Source organism: Paenibacillus macerans (assembly GCF_900454495.1).
GTDB classification, from domain to species: domain Bacteria; phylum Bacillota; class Bacilli; order Paenibacillales; family Paenibacillaceae; genus Fontibacillus; species Fontibacillus macerans.
The window spans coordinates 1,464,746-1,483,431 of sequence record NZ_UGSI01000001.1; the positions used below are offsets into that span (position 1 = coordinate 1,464,746).

15 protein-coding genes and 1 pseudogene are annotated in these 18,686 nt (G+C 57.1%); all 16 read right to left on the reverse strand.

The window, feature by feature from the left end; genetic code table 11:
• Positions 1-4: 4 nt before the first annotated feature.
• The 16 genes and pseudogenes from DYE26_RS06740 to DYE26_RS06810 all read right to left on the reverse strand — a co-directional run bounded on the left by DYE26_RS06740 (position 5) and on the right by DYE26_RS06810 (position 18,638).
• Positions 5-466 carry a hypothetical protein gene (locus DYE26_RS06740; RefSeq protein ID WP_036623112.1) on the reverse strand — a complete coding sequence of 154 codons (462 nt, stop codon included), beginning with the start codon at positions 464-466 and terminating at the stop codon, positions 5-7.
• Positions 467-487: 21 nt separating this feature from the next.
• On the reverse strand, positions 488-976 hold the full coding sequence (locus DYE26_RS06745; RefSeq protein ID WP_036623113.1) for a hypothetical protein: 489 nt from the start codon (positions 974-976) through the stop codon (positions 488-490).
• A gap of 22 nt (positions 977-998) precedes the next feature.
• Positions 999-3,086, reverse strand: coding sequence for a hypothetical protein (locus DYE26_RS06750; RefSeq protein ID WP_036623114.1), 2,088 nt, complete (start codon positions 3,084-3,086; stop codon positions 999-1,001).
• Entirely contained in the window at positions 3,076-4,956 is a 1,881-nt protein-coding gene (locus tag DYE26_RS06755) for an ATPase, T2SS/T4P/T4SS family (RefSeq protein ID WP_036623115.1), read from the reverse strand. Before DYE26_RS06755 ends, DYE26_RS06750 begins: the two co-directional genes overlap by 11 nt.
• Positions 4,957-4,958: 2 nt before the next feature.
• A complete protein-coding gene (locus tag DYE26_RS06760) occupies positions 4,959-5,816 on the reverse strand; it encodes a hypothetical protein (protein ID WP_036623116.1) in 858 nt (285 codons plus the stop codon).
• A gap of 2 nt (positions 5,817-5,818) precedes the next feature.
• A complete protein-coding gene (locus tag DYE26_RS06765) occupies positions 5,819-6,535 on the reverse strand; it encodes a MinD/ParA family ATP-binding protein (RefSeq protein ID WP_036623117.1) in 717 nt (238 codons plus the stop codon).
• Between the two features lie 19 nt (positions 6,536-6,554).
• Entirely contained in the window at positions 6,555-7,454 is a 900-nt protein-coding gene (locus DYE26_RS06770) for an SAF domain-containing protein (RefSeq protein WP_036623118.1), read from the reverse strand.
• Between the two features lie 16 nt (positions 7,455-7,470).
• Positions 7,471-8,982, reverse strand: a complete 1,512-nt coding sequence (locus DYE26_RS06775; protein ID WP_240534235.1) for a serine/threonine-protein kinase — start codon at positions 8,980-8,982, stop codon at positions 7,471-7,473.
• A 193-nt stretch (positions 8,983-9,175) separates the two neighbouring features.
• Positions 9,176-10,237 carry an SAM-dependent methyltransferase gene (locus DYE26_RS06780; RefSeq protein ID WP_036628179.1) on the reverse strand — a complete coding sequence of 354 codons (1,062 nt, stop codon included), beginning with the start codon at positions 10,235-10,237 and terminating at the stop codon, positions 9,176-9,178.
• 75 nt (positions 10,238-10,312) lie between these two features.
• Positions 10,313-10,540 (reverse strand): annotated as a pseudogene (locus DYE26_RS34785) (cyclic-phosphate processing receiver domain-containing protein); the annotation flags it as partial.
• Positions 10,541-10,768: 228 nt separating this feature from the next.
• Positions 10,769-11,620, reverse strand: a complete 852-nt coding sequence (locus DYE26_RS06785) for a deoxyribonuclease IV (protein ID WP_036623121.1) — start codon at positions 11,618-11,620, stop codon at positions 10,769-10,771.
• Positions 11,610-12,428: an Fpg/Nei family DNA glycosylase gene (locus DYE26_RS06790; protein ID WP_036623122.1), complete on the reverse strand. Its 819-nt coding sequence runs from the start codon at positions 12,426-12,428 to the stop codon at positions 11,610-11,612. The genes DYE26_RS06785 and DYE26_RS06790 overlap by 11 nt, the downstream gene beginning before the upstream one ends.
• A 100-nt stretch (positions 12,429-12,528) precedes the next feature.
• Positions 12,529-13,320: a TIGR01457 family HAD-type hydrolase gene (locus DYE26_RS06795; RefSeq protein WP_230877084.1), complete on the reverse strand. Its 792-nt coding sequence runs from the start codon at positions 13,318-13,320 to the stop codon at positions 12,529-12,531.
• A 220-nt stretch (positions 13,321-13,540) separates the two neighbouring features.
• The gene (gene rnz / locus DYE26_RS06800; RefSeq protein ID WP_036623123.1) at positions 13,541-14,482 is read right to left on the reverse strand and encodes a ribonuclease Z; all 942 of its coding nucleotides are present in this window, start codon (positions 14,480-14,482) and stop codon (positions 13,541-13,543) included.
• A gap of 126 nt (positions 14,483-14,608) precedes the next feature.
• Positions 14,609-18,049, reverse strand: a complete 3,441-nt coding sequence (gene metH, locus DYE26_RS06805; RefSeq protein WP_036623125.1) for a methionine synthase — start codon at positions 18,047-18,049, stop codon at positions 14,609-14,611.
• 184 nt (positions 18,050-18,233) lie between these two features.
• A complete protein-coding gene (locus tag DYE26_RS06810) occupies positions 18,234-18,638 on the reverse strand; it encodes a FixH family protein (protein ID WP_227872761.1) in 405 nt (134 codons plus the stop codon).
• Positions 18,639-18,686: the final 48 nt, after the last annotated feature.

The window sequence follows — 18,686 nt, forward strand, 5'->3', positions numbered from 1 at the left end:
CCCCTCATTTTTTCGTGAAAACCAGCTTCAACAACCGGCTGCCGGCATCGTATTCACGCCGGGTTTCGTATTGCCCCTGCAGGTCAATCAAAGCCAGCGCCTCCCTGCGCCTTTGTTCCATAACCTCGGCCGGTTCATCACCGGTCAAAACCGCAAACCGCCGGCCCTCCACCTCGACCGGTACGCCGAGCTCAACCCATAGCTGCAGGCCGAAGAGCAAGCTGAGTCCGGAGTATGCTTCCGCCCGGTCCGGCACGGCAACGGCAACATCGGACGGAACAGCCAACGTCCCCGCAAGCGCACCGTCCGCTAAAGAAAACACATTCCGCTCCTGAACATGGGTTTGCGCCGCCAGCTGCTCCAGCGCCAAATCCTGCCGCTCCGCAAAACTTAACGTGATAAAGGCCGCGGCCAGGCTAAACGATACGGAAAGAAGCAGCCAAAGTATGCTTTTCAGCTGACTCATCATCTGTCCGTCCGGCCCGACTCAACGATTTACCGTCGTTTGCGTAAATATAAGGCCGCGTACGACATTGGAGTTATCCTTGACGACCTGAGCCTTAAATTTCCCGCTGGGGTTTACGTATTCATCCAGCTTTTCATTCCATGAATCGCTGATGTCCGCACTGCTTTTGCCTGTAACCGTACCGTAATCCCTCGATGAAGACGCACCGATGTTCAAAATGTATCCGTACCATTCCCCAACGCTGTTCTTCCCGGTTTTTACCTGAATGCCGAACTGGTCGCGATCCTGGAATTTCCGCAGCGCGTTTGTCACCTGCGAACCGCTGATCGTCGTATCGTCGTACACCGTAAAAGAAGCCTGGGACAACTCCGTCTGAATGTCGGAAAAATTGTTCTGCGCGGTTTTTGTCGCCTCCTGGGCGGAAACGAACAAAATGACCACAATCGTAATCAAAGCGATCGTCAAGAAAATACCGGCAGCCACCTTTAGAGCGGATGAAGCGTTATTCATAGGTACAGTCCTCCTTGGTTCATCATAATTTTTGGATTTGTTCAAAATACAAGCCCATTTGCTGAAAGCTCATCCAAATGAGCGGAAATACCAGGTACGCAAACACAAGCGAATACATGGGCGCAAACCCGATCATCCGGCCGAATCCGGCCTTTACATCAATCGACTTCTCGTAATCGAGCCGCCGCTGTTCAAAATGATAGGACATCTCGCTGTCCAAATCGTCAAACGCATCGGCTATCGTGATTTTTTCCGAAGCCAGCAGCAGCTTGTCCGCAAGCCGCCGGAATTCGTCCAGCACCACCTCCCGTTTCAGCTCCTCCAAAGCGGCTTCGGCCCCGTGGCCGTAATCCAGCAAGCATTTTTGCAGCGGTGTCCTGAAAATGACGGCATAGGAAGCCAGCCATTCCAAAATTTCCTCCACCGAAATTCGCTCCAGCTCCCGCAATATGGCGATCATCGTCTGGAATTGATAAACCTCGTGCCTCATGTCCATCAGGCGCATGCTGCGCTGAAACATCAGCGACCAGAGGGGAAAATAATATCCGGCCCCCCCGGCCAGAAGCGCAAGCAGCAGCTCCCACCATTTCAGGTACTCATCGTTCCAGCGCTGAAGCTTGCCCTGAATCCGCTGAGCGGCAGCGGAAATGTCTTCGCGGGTTGGGGCCGTACGCCCGCTGCCCATCAGCGACGCAGCCGATTCGGCAACTTCATCAACCTTCGCATCGCCGGCCATGCCAAGCTGTTTCATCACCCGGGCGTCCAGTTCGGCTTGAACGCGGGCCTCGGCCGTCTCTTCCTTCGTAAGCGAGCCAAAAAACACCGCTCCGGCCGGAGGCTCCAGCAAAATGTATTGCCGGGACAAATGATGAAGCGTAAAAACGGCAACCAGCGTAACCAACAAACCGCTGACAAATAAAGCGACGCGCCTTATCTGAAACAGCTCCACAGGCAGCGTATGGTTCGTATCCTTCAGCAGCCGGGCAAGCTTGTGGTAAGCCTCCGTGGCAGGGCGCGGCACAAACCGGCGGCCCAGCGTTCCAAGTCCGCGCACCTTTAACAAACGAGCTTCCCAGGGAACTTTAGCCTGCCCGGCGCGGTATGCCGTCTCTTCCTCGCTTTTCAACTTTTGCAGCAGCAGGTAAGAAAGCAGGATGATCAGAAACAGGCCGATTTTGATCACCATCCCCGCTTTGCTTAAATAGAACTGGTCCATCAGCGGGAAATGGCTTCTCGCCCATACCTCCACAGGTTTCGTAAAGAAAACCGGCGTCAGGGCAATCACATGCAGCCCTTTCAACAAATAATCCAGCCGGTTTTTACGGATCAGCTCCAGTTGAATTTCCCCGGTAAGGCTGGTTATCCCCCGCAAATACAAAGAGCCCTGCGCACGTTTGCGATCCCCGTATTCGAGCACCAGCCTGGAGATGCCGGCAAAAGCTTTCAGGAAGCGGCTTGGCGCCGTTTCGTAGTATTTCTCCAGCGCTTCGTCCGGGTTTGCGTCCGTCAGCGCCTCGCCGATCATATGCGCGTGAATTCCGATCTCCCGTCCGGTGGTTTCCCCCGCCTCCTCGATCGCGTCGGCGACCATGCCGTGCCGGTGGTAAGCATGGCGGACAGCGGCAAAGAAATCGAGCATCTGTTCGAGCAGCCTGGTCTCCTGCCTGTTTACGTACCCGTCGAGCAGCACGCCTTGAATAACCGTCCCGGCGATCAGCAGCGACAACACGAAAATCCAGTTCGGATTTAATGCTGCCAGAACTCCAACGACGGCCACATACGCGCCTGCGGAGAAATAAGCGAATTTCATCGTTTCGCGCCGGAGTTCAAACTCGTCTAACCGGTGGACCGGAGCCAGCCGTTTGCGGATTTTCAAAGCATAATGCCTAAGCGGCGCAAGCTTCATCCAAAGCGCATAAGATCTCATCGCAAAGGCGGAAAAGGTCCGGTTCAAGCTGTCCCTCGCTCCCCGGCCAGCCCTTTCGGCTGCGCCCTCCTCAAACCCCAGCGCCTCCTCGCGCGAGCCGATTAAGCGGCCGGCCGCATACAACAGGCTGAAACCGATCAGCGATATTCCCATCACCGCGATAAGCGCCGATTTAAGCTCCAATTTTCTCCCCCCAATACGCCTTGGCAAACCGTCCGAACGAAGCCGCGTCCTCCGGCGTCATCTCGCGGATCATCGCTTCCCGGCAGCGCTTTGAGATCGGCTGCACGGCGACGTAACAACCGTCCCGGTATTCAACGATCACCCGCTCGGAATAACCGCGCCGGTACGGCATGGCCCCGTAAACCAAGCCACCTCCCGTTTCATCGTTCGCGCCCGGCTCGCCGGCTTCCTTTTCGTCCGGACGGCAGCACTCCGTGATCCGCTCGATATAACGCTTCCCGCTCATATCCCTGCGCAGGTGCACATCGAAATCGATCGCCGAGGCGACCTGCAATTCCGCCACGCGTTCATCGCGGAACACTCCGGTTTTCAGCAAAGAATTCCGCAGCGATTCCATCAGATCGCGGAACGTTTTGGCGTGATGCGTAAACAGGGTGAACAGGCTGGCCACCTGCGCCATCTGCACCATCCACGCGGCGACCTCGTCCGTGGCCACCTCGCCCAAAATGTTCACGGTGCCGTCGGTTTTTTTCTGCAGATCAAGCCCCGCCTGGCCGCTGACATAATCCGTCTCCCGGAAGCTCAAAATGTTTCTGCCCGTATAGATCCTGCGCAAATTCAGCTCAAAAGACATCTCCTGGACGCGCAGCGTATAGGAGGCGTAAATATGCTTGACGAGCGCCATCAGCAGCGTCGTTTTGCCCGAGCCCTGCGAACCGGTAATCGCGGTAATGCGGCTTCCTTTCATAAGGAATTTCAGCAGCTCTATAGGCAGCGGCGCATTTTCTCCTTGGATAAGCTGCTCCAGCACGGCGTTTTTCACATCGAATTTGCGAACAAAAAACGCCCACGACTCCGCAAACGGCGGTCTGACCACCACGACCCGCGAACCGTCCTTCATCTCGTTGACTTTATAGCCGTTCGCTTCGGACAGCTGGCCGGGCAAATTAAATTTGTAAATGTTCTGGCACACCCGCTTCAGCTCGGCTTCGCTGCCGAACGACAGGAAGGAAAGACGCACGCTTTTGCCTTTGTAAAAAATCCATACGCTGTCCCAGGAACGGGAAACTTCTTCCCCATCCTCGTCGGTTCGGCGCAGCGCATCCTTCTCCGCCTCCTGTCCGCCCTCTGCCGGGATCGCCGCCATATGCGCAGGGATGCCGCTGACGCCGCCGCTCACGCCGTCAATCCGCTGCCCCAGCAGTTCGTCTACGACGGAAAAGCCTTTGTACGCCTGATAAATGCGCTGCACGACGAGATCGAGCTTTTCCCGGAACGTCAACAAGCGGTATTCACGGTAAAAAATACGGTCCATATCCTCGGCGTTGATCTCATAAACAAACGTCCCTTCTTCCGCTTTGGGAGCTTTGGGCGCATCCAGGCCGTACTCTTCGATCAACCGGGATAACCCATCGGTTCCGAAGTTCAGCTTATATAGATACAAAACGATGTCGAAGCGGTCCTGAACCGTCAGCCGGTCCCTGTCCCCAAACGGAATAATCCGGTCGATATTGTCTTCCCCGACCCCGTAGCCGTGGGCCAGTAAATCCTTGATAAAGGATTTCACGTACCGTTTGTCCTGCGCATCGCCATATGTACATCCCCGCAGCGCCTTGCGCAGCTCGGCCCGCGCTTTGACCCGGCGGTTCCAGGTCTCTTCGCCCATTCCCCAATCATTGGCGTGCGAACGGCTAAGCTCGTGCAAGCTGCGCTTCACGTATTCGATCAGCGCGGGAAACGAATAGCGGTCGTCGCCCGCCTTGCTTATTCCCGGTCCGCCTGCGGCGGCACGCGCCCTCACCCATAGGAAGAGCAGCGCCAGCAGCGAAATCAGGACGATAAGCAGCAGGTTAACGATTTTGTCGTTCAAACCTAAGCCCCCCTCTCGCGTGCCGCCTGCCCCGCCGCTTGCCCCGCAAGCTCCAGCAGATTCCGGCTCAAATCCCGGCAGCATGACAGCATGGCTTCCCGCGAGCCGCCCCGCTTCGGAAGCAGTCTGTACCGGCGAAAAAACGACAGGACGTCCCGATCGTTCCACGCGTCCGCAAACTCGGTGTCGTAAGGGATGCCGTGGACCGGCAGGTCGCTGCGATAACGGCGTTTCAGATTGGCCAGATTCAAGGCGCAGCCCGGATCGTAAGGGGCCAGGACCACGCACAGTTTGCGCCGGCCCGCCAACGGTTGATTCGCGAGCGCGGCAAAAAAATCGTCCAACTGCGACCGCCGCTGCTGCAGTACCGCCACCACAATCTCCCCTTCGCTGCCGGCCGATGCTTCCGGCAGCTCCCGGATTCGCGGGGCGTGCCGCAGCACCAGGTCGTAGCTCTGTTCGGCGGCCATTGCCAATTCCAAGAGCCCCTCCCCTTCGCCAAACCCGGACGTACCGCGCAAATCGCCGGCCCGAACCCCGGTCGCCAAATCAAGGCGGCCGCGAATGACGGGCAGCGTGTAATCGGAGTAATTCGCCTTCGTCAGCAGCCCGCTGGCCGACAGGCGAAGCAAAGCATCCGCCCCGTATTCGCTAAGCCGCGTGTCCATAGCGCCGGTGTCTCCCGGTCCGGATTCCGGGGCATGGCGGCTTCCCGCCCGCAATCCCTCCTCTACGCCGCTGCCATGACGCCCGTCATTTAACAGCAGCACGCGCAGCGGATAATGGAGGCCTACAGTGACGGCGCAGGCCGCGGCTACGTTTGCCGCATACCCATGCCCGGGATCCCAAAACATAACCATGCTCATGCGCGTCTCCTTTCCGCGCGGCGCAGCGCTCTTTTCGCCGCTCCGGCTTCAAAGCCGGCCAGCCCGCTGAGGAGCCGGCGCAGCGCCCGTTTGTAAGATCGGGACAAGCGGCTCATGGCAAGCCGGCGCCCATGTTCATTTTCAAGCTGTACGGCCTGATTGAGCTCATTCCATGGAATGATGATTTCCTCCTCATGCCACTGGATTCCGATATCGTCCATAAAGCCGAGAATATAGTCGGTGCTGAGATAGCTGTCCACCGTTCGGGTAAAAACCGGGCGCACGCGCATCCCCCGCAGCTCCGGCCGCATATTCACGAGACCGCGCAGCCACCGGGCGGTCGATTCGACCTCATAACGATCAAAGGAAGTGACCAAAACCAACTCATCGGCGGAAGCGAAAATATCCGGCGAAGCGGCGTGTAAAGCTTCCAAATCAACCAGCTCGTAATCGTAGTCCTTGACGCCCTTTCCATCGTGTCCATCCGCAGCATTATGGAGCAGCCGCATGTCCAGCGGTCCCGCCGCCACGTCAAACCCGCAAAACTCCGTCACCGGCAGGAGTTGCTGAACTTCTCCGATCGAGTAGCGGTATTTGCCGCCTTCCGTGGCATCGGCCAGCAGCACGCTCCGTCCCGCGGCCGTTAAAGCGCTGCTTAAATAAAGCAGCAGATCCCGTTTATCGCTTTTGCCAATAAATACCCAGCGCTTCATTTCTCCTTCCCCCTGACCTCTATTTCATTTGAAAGCTGTCCGCTTCAGCCGGCGTTTCATTCTGCAGCGCCTCCTGTGCGTCCACCCGGCTGCTGGCGAATTCGGCAGCCTGACGCGGGGACATCGAGTATAGGTCGCTCTCCAGCCTTTCCCGAGCGGCGGCGTTTAAGGCGTTCTCCGCCTCCCGGACGATGTTCGGATCCTTTTTGATCAGCTGCATTACCGCGCCGTTCGCCGGATAAGTCGGCGTCGACTTGCCCTGCAAATAAGGTTCGACGTAGGTCAGCGCGTAAATGGACGCTTTATGCAGGTAAGCGTCGACGATGGCGCTGGAAAGGGATAAAATCTCCGCTTCGCCCAGCGTTACCGTCACCGTTCCGGTGGCCAGCGCTTCGATCTTTTTCTTGGACAGCAAAATATAGTCCTGGCCGGTCGGAAACTGAATGCGGATATCCACGACATCGCCCTCCTTCAAGGCGGCCGGAAGCAAAACAAAGCTCATTTCCCGCCAGCGCAAATCGTCCGTCGTCGGCGCTTCCTTGTACAGCAGCGTCTCCGTTAATAACGTAAACGGGCGCAGGGTGATCTTGGCGATCTTGCCGGCGATGTCCTCCCTTGACTTCAGGGCGTCGGCCGGGATGCTGTCGGCCGGCAGCTCGACCTCCTTCATATCGTCCGCTTTGATCGGATGCCCCGCCCGAATCTCGCTGACCGGCACCCATCCCCTGACCGTTGCGCGGTTCGCTTCTTTCCGCAATCTTTCGATTTCCGTTTCGTATTTCTGCTTTAACGCCAGCCTCGCCGATTGATTTTGCTTCCCCTGATGTACGGCATATCCCGCGAAAATCAAACCCATCGCGGCGGCTCCCGCGAGCCCGGCGCAGATCAATTGCTTCGTTTTCCGTCTCAATCTTGACATCTGTTCATCTCCCTACCTACAATTTCTGCTTTGCAAGAAAGCCCCTGCCGCCTCGCTTCGGCCGCGGCAGCAGGCCGTCGCAGAGCGCCCGGAGCGCCGCGGTTACGGCTTCGCCGGGGTCAAACGGATCCGGCTCCGGCGGAATGGCGTACACGCTGCGCGTCCGCAGCCTTTTGGCAAGCCGTTTTGCCGCGGATGCGGAGGCCAAAGGGACGCAGAATTTCCAGGTAGACGGCCATTTCCCGGCCAACCCCGCAGCTTCGGCGAACCGCTCCAGCTCCTCCGCCCGCCATTCTGCGGCCGAGCCGACGACGAGGGACAAATCGGCGCGTCTGAACTCCTCCAGCTGTTCCTTTTGCCGGCCGCTCCCCAAATCGCATACGAGATACTCATATCCGCCGGTCAGCAGCTCGAGCCATTCGGTGCGCGAAGGCGCTCTGATGTATTGAACCCCGCCGATGCGAAACTGCCGCTCCGCGGAGGAGGCGGACTCGCCGAGCGCGACCCGGGCAAGCCGCTGAAAAGCCGGCGATTTTGCCTCCATTTCGGCGATCGCGATCCTTTTGGCGCTGCGGGACAGCACATGGGCCAGCGCGATCGCCGTGTGGGTCGTTCCCGCTCCCGGCGACGCGCCGATGACGGCGATGACCGCCGTTCTCCCCCCGGCGGCAGGCTGGACGCCGGAAACAGGCCCCTCCCAAGCGGATAGGGAGGCGGCCGCTTGGTCCGCCGCTTGCGGCCGGAGCACTCCCCGCAGCGCTTCGCCGGCCGCTTCCGCCGAATCATAACGCGCTTCCGGCCGCTGCTGAAGCAGCCGCTCCAGAACCGGAAGCAGCGCGCCGTGCCCCCGGCCGCGCAAACACTCTTCCGCCTCCTGCGTCCATGCGCTGCATTTGCAGCCTGTTCCCAAATACAGCAGCACCGCGCCAAGCGAATACAAGTCTGCGCGTCCGTCGCTCTGGCTTCCGCCGTATTGCTCCGGGGCCGCAAAACCTACCGTGCCGAGCTGAACCGTGTCTTCGGCTTTATCCGGCGAATACGTGCGGGCGATACCGAAATCGATGAAGCGAACCTGGCCTTTGCCGTCCACCAGTAAATTGGACGGTTTCACGTCGCGATGGATGACGGGCGGACGATGCGTATGCAAATAATGCAGCCCCTCGGCGATTTGCAGGCCGAACCGGATCAACGTTTCCGTTGGCATACGTCCTTCTCGCGTCTTCACATAACGGTCCAAATGCTCCCCCTCGATGTAATCCATCACGATGTACGAATAACCTGTACCGCCTTCCTGGATGAAATCGACGATGCGCGGCAGCCGCGGGTGGTTCAGCGAAATGAGCAGCTCGGCTTCCTGAGCCACCAGCACACTGTGCCCCGCTGCCGCCTGGCTTTCCTTCACGGCCCAAACCTTCCCCGGCAGCTTCAAATCCGAAGCGAGGTACACCCGGCTCATCCCGCCTTGTCCGGCAACCCGCTCAATCGAATAGCGCCCGGCCAGCAAATCTCCGGGGGCCAACTGCGGCACAAAAGACAAGCTCAACCCCTCCTTTTCAGACGCAAAAAAGGGAAAGCCCCCATCCCACTGCTTCAGCCGTAAGGCCAAAGGCAGCGAAACAGGATACTTTCCCTTCGCGGTCATTGTATAATTTTGGAATTAGTATAGGACAGGTTTGCACCAATTGTAAAGCATTTTTTTTGCACGAAATTAATTTATGGAATTAATATTTAATCATATACAAAGTAATCTCGTCGCGGTTGTGAAACAGCTGCTTCGCCCGCTGCACTTGCAGCCTCGCATCCTGGAACATGCCGATGACCTCTTGAATCAATGCCATCGGTTTTTTGTGCATCAGCTTCACCGTAACGATCGCCGTTCCTCCGGGGACGAGCGCATACAGCAGGCTCGTTACCAGCTTGGCGGCAAGCTTCGGGCTCCAGCTCATATCGCACACCAGCAGGTCGAACTGGTGCTCCTTGAATTTTACGCTGTCGGCGTTGCGCTGCACAAAGGTCAGTTTCGGCGATGACAGCAAGGAAGGATGCAATTTGGCCGTATCGACCGCCGTTACGTTCAGCCCGCGTTCCAGCAGAAAGGAGGTCCATCCCCCCGGGGCCGCTCCGATATCAAGCGCATCGCGAAACGAGGCAAACGGGATGCCGAACGTCGCTTCCGCTTCCAGCAGCTTGAATTTGGCCCGCGAAATTTGCCCTTCCTCTTTCCGGAAACGGATGGCCCCGCCGTTCCAGTCGGACAGATTGTCCTCCGGGCGAGCCACGCCAGCATAAACCCGGTCGCGACTGGCAAACACAGAGATCACCCAGTCCGCGTCCCGGACGACGAATTCCGTACCGGCCAATTCCTGCAGTTCATTTTGCAGCGCATCTTTCATTTCCGCGGCCGTTCCGCTCCATAAGCCGTCCTCCGACTTGCGCGTTTGTACGGCAACGCGGGCGCCGGGCAGCCGGAAATCGCCCAGCAGAAACTTGCGCAGGGCCGGCAGCCAGCCGTGCCGATCGGCATCCGCTTGCTCGCCGGGACACCATTCCCAGTCGACCAAAAAAGCGTGGCGAAGAAATACCGGAGGTGCGGCGGCGAGCTGTTCCGTCACTTCCTCCACCGCCTTCTGCAGGGTGGCGGCAAACACTTCGCCGGGAATCAGCATCGTGCTTTTCACGCTGCCGAACGCCCGCCGCAGCTCCTCCTGAGCATACGGCGCGAAGCCGTGATTGGCCGTGCAAATCCATTTGGATTGGGGCGGCACCTTGCAATCCCGGGCGATCTCATCGAGCCGTTCGAACGAAATCGGTCCGTTATGCAGCAGCACATGCTCCGGTTTGTTCGGGTATAAAATTTCGTACATGCTCTTTCTTCCGGAATTGCTGGACGTGTGCAAATAAATTTCCCGCGGAAACAGGCCTTCCCGCACCATGGCCGCGGCCATGTCCGTACCGTTCTTCTCCCCCGGTCCCATATCGTAATCCAGCGATAAAATGTCTACCTCCGTTAATCGCAGCAATTCCAGACATTCGTCGACGGTGCGCGCTAGCGTAAACCCTTGTGGACATCGGCGAAAATCGTCCATATATACATGAATCAACTTAGTTCTTCCTTTCCGCGGTATTTCACTCAAAGTGGAGTTCAAAAAGTCAGGTTTATAGCACCGAGAAGGTTGGATGAAGCTAGGGACTGAGTAGCGCAGCGTAGATAGATCTACGTGAGCAACGGAAGGCCCGGCTGAATTCAAGATTCGATGTCGAATCCGCTTCACGACCTGCTTCGTGATCAAAAGATGACTTTTTGAACAACCTCTCTAGGGTTCCACCCACCGCCTCACTCGCTCCAAATCGTCTCTATAGGTCCCATCTTCTCCGGTTTCACTCTCAAAAATAAGCGGTGCGTTCCGGATGGCGTCGATCTTCAGCAACCAGCGAAAACCGGATTCGCCGATATAACCCTGGCCGACGCGGGCATGACGGTCCTTTCGCGATAATACCGGGTATTTCGAATCATTGAAATGAACGGCGCCCAGGCCGTCCCAAAACCCAAGCCGCTCGGCTTTCTCCGCAAAGTCCTCATCGCCTTCTCCCCGCCACATCCCCGCAGCAAAAGCATGGCAGGTGTCGAGGCAAAAGCCGATCCGCTCCGAATCCCGGCACAAACGGCGAATTTGTACCAGCTCATCGATCGTCATGCCCATATCCCCGTGATCGCCGGCCTGATTTTCAATGAGCAGCTTCGCCGCCCCCTCCCAGCCGTCGAGCACATCATTAATACATTGTATAATATTTTGGTATCCTTGTAAGGGGTTTCCTGACTTAAATGTGCCAAAATGAACAACAATTCCCAAAGAACCGCAGGCCTCCGCAATGGCCAAGTCGTTGCGCAGCGAATCCACGACTCTCCGGTACGCGGCGGTGTCATCCGAACTTACCGCCAAATTGCTCGGATACGGCGTATGCGCCACGGAAACAAGGCCATGCTCCCGGCAAAAGCTTCGGCAGTTCGCCGCATCCCGCGGGTCGAAGTTTTTTACCGTAAGGCTGCGGGGGTTTTTGGGAAAATACTGAAAGGCTCCGCCTCCAAGCCCAAGCGCCGCTTTGGCGGCCCCGAAATATCCCCCGCGAATGCTTAAATGTCCCCCGATTTTCAGCTCAGCGGTCATGTTGGCAGCCCGGACTGTAAAACACTTTTCGTCCGTTCATTTCCGCTTTCACGATGGAATCGCCGCAGCGCGGACAGGGCTCTCCCTCCCGGTCGTACACGCGGCAAATCCCGTTTGCTCCGCCGGTAAGCGTATCGTTCTTGAACAGCGGCAGTTCGATGTATCCGCCCGCTTCGATCGCTTCCAGGAGCACTTCTCTCGTCGCTTTATAGAGATGCGACAAATCTTCGTCGCTCATGTTTTGCAGCTTGGCCATCGGCAGCAGTCCGGCGGCAAATGCAATTTCATCCGCATAGCGGTTGCCGATGCCGGCGACGACGTCCTGGTTGACGAGCGTCGTTTTCAAGCTGCCGCGGCGTTTGCGCAAAATCGAGATGAACCGCGCTTCGTTCATTCTGCGGTCAAGCAGCTCCGGGCCCAAATGCGCCATGAGCTCCTCTGCTTCCTTGGCGCTGTGCAGATGCAGATGCCCAAGGCGCAGGCCGATGAAATAAAGCGCCTGGCCGTCGGCAAACGCAATTTCGATTTGCGTGTTCCGGTCCGGCCGGTCCTCTTGCGAGCCCAAGTAAAGCAGTCCGCCTAACATCAAATGCAGCAGCAGGCGTTTGCCGTTGTCCAAGTGAAACAGCAAATGCTTGCCCCGCCGCTCGATAAAAATGATTTGTCTGCCGGTGAGCTCCCCCGCAAACGCGGCAGCCTCCATATTAATCGACTTCTCCCGGTGAATCGTGATTTCCGTCATCGGAACATCCAAAATGTGCTGTGACAACTGAATTCGATAATTTTCCATTTCCGGCAGTTCCGGCATGGGTCATCTTCCCTTCGTTCATGAGGTTCATGATTTGGAACGTTTCATGGATTCATAAGTTCGTTCATTGGTTCATTCGTTGCTTCGTCTTCGCCGGACGTCAGCCGATCAGGCCGGCAACCTCATCCAAGTTACGGCATACCGCATCCGGCCGGAAGCCGGAGGTTTTGATCGCGTCCGGCAACCTTTCTTCGGTCGTCACTCCCGTCAACGTCAAAATCGTCCCGCAGCCCGCGTTTACTCCAGCGGCAATATCGGTCAGCATGTTGTCTCCGATGACGGCCACTTCATCATTCCTCAAGCCTAAGCGCTTGATGGCAAAATTCATCAGCGGCTCGGCCGGCTTGCCGATAACGACGGGTTTGACCCCCGTAGCCGCTTGAATTGCGGCGGACAGCGTCCCCGCTCCCGGCATCAAACCTCCCGTCGAGGGCAGCAGCAGATCGGGATTCGTCAGCACGTACCTGGCGCCCCCGCCGATCCAGCGGGCCGCTTTGGTTAACGTTTCGTATGTAAAATTGCGGTCGATTCCCTGGACGACCACATCCGGCTGTTCCTCGTCCAGCGGCAGCCCCGCATTCTGAAGCGCGGTCAGCAGTCCCGCTTCTCCGATCGCCGCCACCTTGACGCCGGCCGGCAGCTCGCCAGCGATATATTCCGCTGCCGCCACCGCCGAGGTGCAGACGTCTTCCGCTTTGGCGGGAATCCCCATCGCCCGCAAATGCCCGGCAACCTGCTCCGGAGTCCGGGACGAATTGTTCGTGACGAATAAAAAAGGGATCTTTTTGTCCAGCAACGCCGAAACGAGGCGATCCGCACCAGGAATCATCCGCGTCCCGTGGTATAACGTGCCATCCAAATCAATCAGAAACGCCTTCCATCTCTCAGGCAATATATTCATCCTTCCCATTTGGACCTATCCATTTCATTGTACCTATTTCACCCAGGATCAGGCAAATTTCCGCCTTAGCTTTTTTGGGAATTTGTCAAAAAAACGTCTTGACGCGCTTGTCGGCGTCGAAGCTCCTCGAAGCTAAAGAAAACCGGGCCTTGGCGCAATGCCAAACTTTGAAGGCGGCTGTCATTTCCTGCGCTTTCCCGGAAAATATTTTTCAGCTCTCCCGATCGCATCGGCGCCGAACCGGATACAGCACATGCTCCCTGGCCAGCTCCGATCCGGCAAAAACCGCTTTGGCCTCATCCTCAAGCCGGCCGAGCTGTTCCTCGGATTTGTACCGCGAGCTGAAATGGGTAAGAAATAAATGCTGCGCTCCGGCATCGCGCGCGGTTTTCGCCGCCTGTCTAGCCGTGCTGTGGTGATATGCGTGCGCGGTGTCGGCCAATTCGTGCAAAAAGGTGGATTCATGCACTAGCACGTCGGCGTTTTGGGCCAGTTTTTGGGCCGCGCTGCAAGGGCGGGTGTCGCCGAGAATCGTAACGACCCGTCCCGCTTTCGGCTTTCCGAGCACATCAACGGCATACAGCGTTTCTCCGCTTGGCGTTACCACGCTTTCTCCTTTCTTCAGCTTGCCGTACAGCGGTCCGGGGCGAATGCCAAAGCGTTCCAGCACCGCGGCGTCCAGTTTGCCGGGGAGGTCCTTCTCGACAACGCGGTATCCGTAGCTGGCAATCCGGTGCTCCAGCAAAGCGGCTTCCACTCGAAAGGTATCATCCTCAAATAGCAGCCCTCCATCATGTTCTACGATTTCAAGCTTGTAATCGATTCGCGATTCGCTTAGCCCAAGCGTGGTTTCCACAAATTTTTTCAAACCCTTGGGTCCGAATATGGTCAGCGGCGAATCCCCGCCCTGGTAGGCGCGGCTGGAAATCAGTCCGGGAAGGCCAAAAAGATGGTCGCCGTGCAGGTGCGTGATGAAGATATATTCCAGCTTGCTCAGTTTCAGGGGCGAACGGAGAATCTGGTGCTGCGTCCCTTCACCGCAATCGAACAGCCACAAGGAACGGCGTTCCTCAAGCAGGCGCAGCGCCAACGAGGTTACATTGCGTTCCAGCGACGGCACCCCGGCATTGGTCCCCAAAAAATAAAGTTCCATGCACATCGTCCTTCCGGTTGTAATCAAGTCATCAATGAAAAACTGGCAAAATAGACTGCCAAAACCCTCCGTTAATCGGAGGGTTTGCCAGAAGCTTCTTTATTTAAGAGGTTGTGAACGCGCATTTTATGCTTTGTCCACATTAAAATACTTGGCCTCTGGATGAGCGAACACCATCGCCGACACGGAGGCCTCCGGCTCCATCATGAAGCCTTCCGTCAACGCGATCCCGATGTCCTCCGGATGCAGCAGATCAAACAGCAGCTGCTGATCCTCAAGATCCGGACAAGCCGGGTAGCCGAACGAAACGCGAATCCCTTGGTAACGGGCCCCGTGGCGCTGCTTCATGGTCATATCCGCCGGATCCGGGAACCCCCAAATGTCCCGCATGATGTGGTGCACGCGCTCAGCCAGCGCTTCCGCCAGCTCCAGCGCAACCGCCTGCAGCACATGGGAGCGGAGATAGTCGCCCCGTTCTTTCCATGTCTCGGACAATTGGCGGACGCCCTGCCCGGCCGTAACGACGAGAAAACCGACGTAGTCCATCTCTCCGCTGTCCACCGATCTCAGGTAGTCGGCAAGGCACAGATAAGGCTCCACCCGCTGGCGCGGGAAGCTGAACCGTTTGATCACTTTGCCGTGATCGGCCGGATCATAGATCAATATATCGTTACCCGACGATTGCGCAGGGAAGAAGCGGTACATCGCCTGCGTGCGGATAATACCGTCCGTTACCGCCTCCAGCAAAATTTGGTCCACGGTTTGTTTTAACTCCACCGCTTTTTCGTTCCCCGCCGCGAGCAGTTGCTCGACGGAGCCGCGCAAACCTAAATGATGACCCAAAAGCATTTGCCAATTCACATAAGGAGTAATATGGCCGATCGGATAATCGCGCAGCACATGCCGCTCCAAATCCGGCGGGATAAACACCGGCGCGTCGGTGCGGATTTGCGAACGCTGGACGCGGGTCAGCTCAGGCAACGGCTCGGCAACGGCCACCGCCGCCGCGTCGGCCTCTTTCTCCGCTTCCATCTCCAAGCGCAATTGCTCCCGGCTCGCCGGATCCATCAGCTTGTTGGCCAGGTCCAGACCGTCCATCGCATCTTTGGCGTAGACGACCATGCCGTTATACTCCGGCCGGATGCGCGTTTTTGTAAACTTGCGCGTTAGGGCCGCCCCGCCAACCAGAATCGGCACGTCGATGCCCGCGTTGCGCAAATCCTGCGCGGTAAGCACCATCTGCTGCGCCGATTTGACGAGCAGGCCGGACAAGCCGATCGCGTCGGCTTTCTCTTCCCGATATGCTTCAATGATGCGCTCTGGTGGTACTTTTATGCCCAAATTCACGATTTGGTAACCGTTGTTGGACAGAATGATCTCCACCAGGTTTTTGCCGATATCATGGACGTCGCCTTTTACGGTAGCCAGCAGGATTTTCCCCTTAACGCTCGATTCGTTTTTCTCCATAAACGGTTCGAGATAAGCAACCGAAGCCTTCATGACCTCCGCGCTCTGCAGCACCTCCGCGACGATCAGCTCGTTGTTGTTGAACAGCCGCCCGACTTCCTCCATCCCGGCCATCAGCGGACCGTTGATGATCTCCAGCGCGCTGTATCGTTTCAGCGCTTCGTCCAGATCGGGAATCAGTCCTTCTTTCGTGCCCTCCACCACGTAGGAAGCGAGCCGTTCTTCCAGCGTCAGCTGTACCGTCCGTTCCTTTTTCTCCACTTTTTTGTTGCGGAAAGCCGCCACGAACGCGGCCAGCGTCTCGTCATTGGTATGATAAATAAGTTCTTCCGCCAGCCGCCGCTCTTCCTCCGGAATCTTCGCGTACCGCTCCAGCTTTTCCGTGTTGACGATCGCATAATCGAGGCCGGCCTTAGTGCATTCGTACAAAAATACGGAGTTCAGCACCTCGCGGCCCGCTTCCGGCAGACCGAAAGACACGTTGCTGACCCCAAGCACCGTTTGGCAGCTAGGCAGCGCCTCCTTGATCAGCCGGATGCCTTCAATCGTTTCCTTGGCAGAGCCGATGTACTGCTCGTCCCCCGTTCCCACCGGAAACACGAGCGGGTCAAAAATTAAATCCTCGGCGTTTAATCCGTACTTGTTCACGAGCAAATCGTGGGAACGTTTGGCCACTTCCAATTTGTCTTCGCGGGTGATCGCCTGTCCGCGTTCGTCGATCGTCCCTACGACCACAGCCGCCCCGTATTTATGAATCAGCGGGACGACGCGTTCGAATTTCTCTTCCCCATCCTCAAGGTTAATGGAGTTAATAATCGATTTCCCCTGGCAGTATTTCAGCGCCAGGTCGATGACCTTCGGATCGGTCGTATCGATCATCAAAGGCACTTTCACCTTCTTGACGACCAGTTCAAGAAACTTCTTGATGTCCTCCGCTTCGTCGCGGTCCGGATCCTGAACGCACACGTCGATCACCTGGGCGCCGTTCTTCACCTGGGCCCGGGCGATTTCCGAAGCCTCTTCGTATTTGCCTTCCACGATGAGGCGTTTGAATTTTCGCGACCCCAGAACATTCGTTCGCTCTCCGACCAAATAAGGCCGATTTGCCGCTTCGACATAAACCGGCTCGATTCCAGACAACGCCGGAGGGTGGTCTCCGGCCAGCGTGCGCGGCCGGTATCCGCTCAGCTTCTGCGCCAGGGCGGCGATATGTGCCGGGGTTGTGCCGCAGCAGCCGCCCGCGACGTTCAGCCACCCCTCCTCGGCGAACGCGGCCATTTTCTGGGCCAGCGATTCCGGGGATTCGTGGTATTTGCCGTTTTCATCCGGCAGTCCAGCGTTCGGGTGGCAGCTTACCGCGGCTTTCGCAATGCCGGAAAGCGTGCGGATATGATCGCGCATAAATTCCGGGCCGGTGGCGCAGTTCAATCCAACCGAAATCGGCTTCAAATGCTCGAGCGAAATATAAAACGCTTCGATATTTTGCCCGGCCAAAGTCGTACCCATCGGCTCGATCGTTCCGGAAATCATCAGCGGCAGCTGTTTCCCCGATTTTTGCAGCGCCCGCGTTATCCCGATACTTCCGGCTTTCACGTTCAGCGTATCCTGGGACGTTTCCAGCATCAGCGCATCCACGCCGCCATCGATCAGGGCGATGGCCTGCTCCTCGTAGCTTTCGGTTAATTCGTCGAAGGTGACCCCGCCGGTGACGGACAGCGTTTTGGTCGTCGGACCAAGTACGCCAACGACATATCTCGGATGGTCCGGCGTACTGTATTTCTTCGCGGCCTCTACGGCTAGCTTTGCCGCCGCCAAATTCAATTCCCTTGCTCTATGGGATATATCGTATTCGGCCAGAACAACGGAGGTTGCCCCAAACGTATTCGTTTCTATCAGGTCGGCTCCGGCCGCCAAATATTGCTCGTGAATGCCTTGAATCACATCCGGACGGGTGAGAACGAGCATCTCGTTGCAGCCATCCAGCTCTTCCCCGCCGAAATCGCTCGGAACAAGGTTCTCCTGCTGGATCATGGTGCCCATGGCGCCATCAAGTATCAATATTCGTTCTTTTATTCGGTCTTCCAGGCTCGGTTTGCTCATGATCATGTCCCTCCCGTAAAACGTTAAGACTTAGTTTAACAGAATAAAGCGTTGAAGAAAAGAGAGGACAGGCGTATGAAATGTTGCAAAAAATGTTGCAAAAAACAAGCTGCCCTCATCTCAGCGGATGCAGGCAGCTTGATCGTTGTTGCGCGCGGGGCTTTTATGTAATGATCGATCGGCGTTACTGTACCGTAAACTGCTTGGACGGCATCGAATGTTGATCCCGTGCGGTCACATGGGAAATCACTTTATAGGTTCCCGGCTCCGCAAACTTGCGCTCGAGGACATAGGCGCCGTCTCCGGCGCTTTTTACCGTCACTTTGCTGTGCTCGGCGTTTTCGTCATCGGTGTTCCAAAATTCGAACGTAACCTCCTGCGCGTCATCGACGTTTTCCCCCCGATGCCCCACCTTGGCGGTAAACGTCACGGTCCCGCCGCTTTCAACGGTATCCGGCGTTACTTCAAGATCTACCCGGATCGGCTCCAGCGGTCCATTATCCACCGCCGCCGTTTCGCTTCGTCCGCAGCCGCCAAGCACCGTGATCAACAATACCATAACGGCGATCCGCCCGGCTTTTCCCTTCAATGGATTTCCCTCCTTTTCGCTTATTCCGTACATTCGTTTTGAGATTGG

Excerpts from the sequence above, each read along its gene's own strand:
- DYE26_RS06740 (WP_036623112.1), bottom strand. The coding sequence starts at position 466 with ATGAGTCAGCTGAAAAGCATACTTTGGCTGCTTCTTTCCGTATCGTTT.
- DYE26_RS06745 (WP_036623113.1), bottom strand. The coding sequence starts at position 976 with ATGAATAACGCTTCATCCGCTCTAAAGGTGGCTGCCGGTATTTTCTTG.
- DYE26_RS06760 (WP_036623116.1), bottom strand. The coding sequence starts at position 5,816 with ATGGTTATGTTTTGGGATCCCGGGCATGGGTATGCGGCAAACGTAGCC.
- DYE26_RS06765 (WP_036623117.1), bottom strand. The coding sequence starts at position 6,535 with ATGAAGCGCTGGGTATTTATTGGCAAAAGCGATAAACGGGATCTGCTG.
- DYE26_RS06770 (WP_036623118.1), bottom strand. The coding sequence starts at position 7,454 with ATGTCAAGATTGAGACGGAAAACGAAGCAATTGATCTGCGCCGGGCTC.
- DYE26_RS06785 (WP_036623121.1), bottom strand. The coding sequence starts at position 11,620 with ATGACCGCTGAGCTGAAAATCGGGGGACATTTAAGCATTCGCGGGGGA.
- DYE26_RS06790 (WP_036623122.1), bottom strand. The coding sequence starts at position 12,428 with ATGCCGGAACTGCCGGAAATGGAAAATTATCGAATTCAGTTGTCACAG.
- rnz (WP_036623123.1), bottom strand. The coding sequence starts at position 14,482 with ATGGAACTTTATTTTTTGGGGACCAATGCCGGGGTGCCGTCGCTGGAA.
- metH (WP_036623125.1), bottom strand. The coding sequence starts at position 18,049 with ATGAGCAAACCGAGCCTGGAAGACCGAATAAAAGAACGAATATTGATA.